Source organism: Orenia sp. (genome assembly GCF_055140805.1).
Window position 1 is genome coordinate 1 of record NZ_JBSQYM010000176.1, and the last position, 5,432, is coordinate 5,432.

Sequence of the window (5,432 nt, forward strand, 5' to 3'; positions counted from 1 at the left end):
ATCCTTAGCTAAAGCGATAAAATCTGAATTTGATGTAAAAAGTCTTAAATTTGAGTTGCCCTTAGCAGTTCAAAGCATTATAAATTTAGAAACTCCCTCTATGTCCAATGGACATTTCGTGGGAAACACCCTCCAGCAGGTAAGGATTAAGCAAGATAAACTCTCTAAAGAATGGTATTTACTGATTATCTATAAAGTTGAAGAAGTTAAAGAGAATAATAATTCTAATATAATGTCAATAGATTTAGGTTTGGATAATCTTGCTACATTAACTTTTAAGGACAATTCTGAAAGTTATATAATTAATGGTAAGACTATTAAATCTAAAAATTCTTATTTTAATAAAGAAATTTCTAAACTTCAAAGTATTAGAATGAAACAATTAGACACTAACAAAGTTAAAGATACTAAGCAAATTAGAAATCTTAGATTAAAAAGAAGAAACTATGTTAAAGACTACCTTCATAAAGCTAGTAGAAAAATAGTTAACTTAGCAATTCAAAATAAAGCATCTACTATCATCATTGGAGATTTGAAGAATATTAAACAAGGTAATAGACTTAAATCTTTTGTTCAAATACCAATTCAAAGATTAGTAGAATTGATTGAGTACAAAGCTGAATTAGAAGGTATTAAAGTAGTCTTAATTAATGAAAGTTATACATCAGGTTGCAGTTCCATAGACCTAGAAAAATTAAATAAATCTAACTATGATAAGTCTAGAAGAATTAAAAGAGGTCTATTTCAAACTGGAAACAAACGAATCAATGCTGATGTAAATGGCTCATTAAATATAATGAGAAAATACTTGAAAGATAAATGTATTCCCAAAATGCTAAAGCAGATTAGGGATAATGGGCTTGTGGCAAGTCCTAAAAGAATAAGGATATCCTAATGAATTAGGAGGAAACTTAAACTTCAAACTTCTTTTGAAGCCTCCGTTGCTTGTCTCGGAGGTTGTTCACTTGATTACATTATTATATAAGTTGAACTAATGTTTTTCTTTAAAGAATCAAAAAATCTTTTTTGCAACGAATTAACACGAATTACACGAATAAAAGGAAAAAAGAATAAATTAATAGTTTAGAATTTTCTTTGTTTTAAATTCGCTATATTCGTTGCTAAATAAGCTGAATTATTGATTTTTAATTAATGAAATTATTTAATTCAATCTATAGTCATAAATCGCTTTTACTATTTTCCTAAATATCTTTAAATTAAACTAAGTAAAAAAAGGAAAAATAATACAAAAAGAGTATTATTATATAATAGGAACCTTTATTCAAATAGAATAATTAAGTTGGCTCTTCCACGATTTTTGTGAAAATGTGTTAATACCACTTTAGCCACAGGTTTTAACCTGTGGTGGTATCATGGATCTTGCATATACTATGGGTTAAAACCCGTAGCTAGATAATAATTTAAACTTATTATTATTTGTAATCACAAAGTTCGTTGTTGAACCATTAATTTCAAGTTATAAATAATTCTAATTAAGGATGTGGCTAAATTATGGAGGAGTTAGCTAAATTATTTACTGATATCAATATAAATCAAAGAGAGAAGTTAGGTCTTGAATATAAGGTTGTAATGAAGTTAAAGGATAATATTGATAATAAGGAGTATATTAATCGAGTCTTTATAATCAGTGTTGTTCTTTTAGTTCTTAAAGAAAATAGAGTGAAAGATAGTATATTAGAAGAGCTAACTAAACTGCTAGGTCTATATTCAGATATTACAAAGGATGTATATAAAATTAAATATGTTGCTTTTCTTTTAATAAAGGAAGTAGTATTTTATAAGAAGATGAGTTTTCAGTTGTTATTATTAGTTATTAATAGATTAGAAGAGATTCCAGCAGATGATAAGAACTTAAAGATATACAAGCTCTTAAGGGGATTATTTCTAAGAATAAAAAAGAGATGGGAATTAAGCTATCTCTATATAGGGGATTATCCAAGTAATCTATCGGACTTTGAAAAGATAATATTAGTAGTTATAAACTTCTTCCAGAAAAAGAAGAGAGTAAAGAGAATAGAAGATTTTATATGGCTAAAATTAGCTTTGGGGAAGATAGACTTAAATTTAAAAAAGAGAATAACTTTTAAACAATTTTATGAATATTTATTAGATAACCTTGAAATTTTAAATTTATTATTTAGATATATCTCTAAAGAGAAGTTAGCAAATATATCATCCTTTGAATCTTCATTAATTGTAGGAATATCTATAATTATTTTTGCTAAAAGCAAGAATAAAAAGATTATACTAAATCAAATTAGCAGATACTTTAGAGAGAATTATTTTTCTGCAATAGATCAAGAAATTAACTTATTAGATTTTGGAGTTAGCCTAATAATCAATTTATCTTTGGTATGGAACTTTAATATAGAAGATAAAGATAATTCAGCAGAAATAGATGAGAAGATAGGAATAAGTCAGAACCTAGAAGATAATTTTTTTAATGAAAGCTGGAACTTAAATAAAGATAAGGAGAATAGAGGGAGATTACTTATTGAAGCTATAGAGAATAATAATCTTAGATTGATAAAAGAGTTACTTGATATGAGAATTGATCTTAATTATAGAGATAATAATAATAGAACTCCCTTAATCTATGCAGTTAAATTTGATAATCTAGAGCTAGTTGATAGGTTAATAGAGTTAGGGGCTGACTTAAATCTAAGGGATAATAAAGGAAGAACAGCCTTGATAGAAGCTGTTATAGCTGATAATGCTAAGGTGGCTTTTCGTTTAATTAAAGCTCATTGCGATACTGATGTCAGGTATTTGGGCAAAACCCCTTTGGAGTTAGCGATAGATTGGAATAGAAGAAATATTATTCCATTATTAGATGATTAAGTATAGTATAAGGCCTTATAGGTATGTGAATTGAAAATGAAACAATAGAAAGATAGTGTGACACTTTCGTTATTAGGTGGAAAGGTGGGTAAATTTCTAGCTCCTAACCACCAAAGAAAAAATACCCCAATATCTCCATATAGACTCATGGTTAAATTTCATTATATTTAAATTCTACTCTATCTGCTTATTTTTAAAGGAGAATTTACTTTTAACGTTGAAATATATTAAATTGATATGTAAATTATATCCTCTATTGCTAATTTAAAAAAACCTTACTAAGAATATAATTAAAATAAGAAGTAGGTCCTTTAGATGATATGATGAATTTACTTAGCACCTTTAAAGTAAGAACTCTTAATTAAATGATTTATAAGAGGACTATTATATGATTAGAGGGGGAAGATATAATGAATGATTTATTTGATTTGTTTGACCTTCCTGATTTTTCTAAATTGGAGGAAGTAGAAGAGCATGATTATATTGATAAGGAACTTAATCCGATTAGAAGTATTGGGGATTTAATGGATTACTTAGAGCTTGAGAGCCTTGAAGAAGAGGATAAATCTAGGATAGACAAGAGAGTTAATATTCTTATTAATGAGATTCAGGGAGATAGAAGATTAATCTCTCGACTAGTATTAAATAGCATTCCTATTCTAACTGTTAAAGAAGACAAGCTAAATCAAGATAATTTTATCGATCACTTTTGGAAGAAATATCTGGTGTTAGATGAGCAAGTAGTGACATTAAGTTTAGTTAGATATGCGGCATATTCTTTATTAAAGCAGATAATAGATGGAGGGAGTTTAAGCTGGGAGCTAGCCATAACTATTATTAATAAATTGGAGCATATGCAGAAAGAAGATGAGGATAATCTCGATCTATATAATAATTTAAATGAATACTTTCATGCATTGTCCAATGACTTTGAAAAGTCATTTTATCAATTAACAGGGGATTATAAGTGTTCTCCTGATTTTGATAGAATTTTATTACTTATAATAGAATTTTTAGATCAGCAAAAAGGTAATTGGGCTACTTCAGATTTGATGCTATTAAAGATTAAGCTAGATGGTATGGGGGTAAGTGTAGATGATGAGATTACAATTGAAGAGTTCTACAAGTATTTAATTAGAAATAGCTCTATATGTACTAAATTGTATCAGAATTTATCTGAGGATGGCCTTAAGGAGCTAGATTTATTTGAAGCTCCTATAATTAAAGGGATAGAAAAGATAATCAAATTAAATAATGAAGAGAGGATTATCTATGATACTTTGGTACAGGAATTAGATAATGCTGGGATAACATACAAAGAAGATGGGATTAAAGCTAAGTTGATTGGGACTTATTTAATGTCTGATGCTTTTGTTGATATTAAGCAAGAGATTACAACCTTTAATTTTACAATTGAGCTACTTACCAATTTAGATTTGATCTGGGATTATCAAAAAGAGGTATTATCTAAAGAGTTTAAAGATTTATCCTTATCAGTTGCTGAAGATATTGAGTATGAAGAGAAAGAAGGGATTGAGCTAGAATTAAACAGGGAGGATAATAAGCAAGAAACTCTAGAGGATATCCTTAAGGAAGAGGTAATAGATGAAGATATGCAAGCCTTTACTGGGATTTGTAAAGAAGAAGAGGAATTCTTGTCAAAGATAAAGTCAAATGCTAAGAGTGCCAAAGATGAAGAGGAGAATGATTTGCAAGAGGATCCAATAGAAATTGAAGAGAAAGTAATTAAAAGGGATAAGAAGAAGGGGCAGAAACTGCTCTTAAAGGTTAGGGAGAATAATCTTGAAGAGGCTAGAGTCTTATTGGATGAAGGTGCTGATATCAATGTTACTGATAATAGAAATAGAACAGCATTGATGTATGCTACTCAATTTGAGGATATAGAGCTTATTAAGATGTTAATAGAGGCTGGGGCTAATGTTAATGAGCGTGATAACAGAGGTAAAACAGCCTTATTTGAGGCTATCTCTTCTGATAATGTAGATATAGTGAAATTATTATTAGATTCTGGAGCAAATCCAAAGGTAAAATATCGTGGTACTAATGCTTTTGAAATAGCAACTATGTGGAATAGAATCGATATTATTAAGCTATTAAAGGAATACTTTAAGGGATAGACCAATAACAAATAGAAACTCCCAAGTATCCAACTGCTATAAGGATATTTGGGAGTTTCTATTTTATGGTCATCCAAATCTCTAATCTACTAAAATTAACAGAAAGAATATAAGTCAAAATAAAAAGGCATTTGTTATGATATGTTGAATTATGTAGTTGTAAGAAGGAATTGTTGAAATGAATTTAATTATATATAGAAACCAATAAAGATTTCATATTATATTCCTAAACTTAAATTTTCATAATTATGGCTCTTCCACTACTTTTATGAAAATCATTAAAAAAGTATTTTTATCCACGAATCTACACGAATTGACGCGAATTAAAATCATGAGTTTTTAAATCTTTAATTTAATCTATTAATATCCTAATTCGTGTGATTCGCATTAATTCGCACCCCAAGAGTACTTCTTCGGATAAATTACCTCAGG

At 28.4% G+C, this 5,432-nt stretch carries 3 protein-coding genes; all 3 read left to right on the plus strand.

What is annotated here, in order from left to right; genetic code table 11:
- The coding region (locus ACTCDL_RS13710) for an RNA-guided endonuclease InsQ/TnpB family protein (protein ID WP_463177968.1) at window positions 1–895 on the plus strand (895 nt) is incomplete at its 5' end.
- A gap of 617 nt (window positions 896–1,512) precedes the next feature.
- Window positions 1,513–2,862 carry an ankyrin repeat domain-containing protein gene (locus tag ACTCDL_RS13715; protein WP_463177971.1) on the plus strand — a complete coding sequence of 450 codons (1,350 nt, stop codon included), beginning with the start codon at window positions 1,513–1,515 and terminating at the stop codon, window positions 2,860–2,862.
- 410 nt (window positions 2,863–3,272) lie between these two features.
- Window positions 3,273–5,000, plus strand: a complete 1,728-nt coding sequence (locus ACTCDL_RS13720; protein ID WP_463177974.1) for an ankyrin repeat domain-containing protein — start codon at window positions 3,273–3,275, stop codon at window positions 4,998–5,000.
- Window positions 5,001–5,432: the final 432 nt, after the last annotated feature.